This window comes from Paenarthrobacter sp. PPS72 (assembly GCF_048537125.1).
Lineage (GTDB): Bacteria > Actinomycetota > Actinomycetes > Actinomycetales > Micrococcaceae > Arthrobacter > Arthrobacter nitroguajacolicus_E.
Genome location: NZ_JBLYIE010000087.1, coordinates 478 through 698 on the forward strand (window position 1 = coordinate 478; position 221 = coordinate 698).

Genomic DNA, 221 nt, shown 5'->3' on the forward strand with positions numbered 1-221 from the left:
GGCGCCGCAGCCCCCTACAACTGCACCGGCACCAAAACCACCGTCCTGGCCTCCTCCCCGGTCATCGCCGCGAACAAGGTCCTGAACAACCTCACCGCCCTGACCTCGGCCAAAACCGACAACCTCAAAGTCACCACCGCGTTCCCCACCACCGCGAACAACGACTTCCAAGGCGCCACCTCCACCATCGCCTTCGCCTTCACCGGCACCCAACGCACCGA

1 pseudogene is annotated in these 221 nt (G+C 65.2%); it reads left to right on the forward strand.

What is annotated here, in order from left to right:
• Window positions 1–221: pseudogene (locus ACLRGI_RS23160) on the forward strand (TasA family protein); the annotation flags it as partial.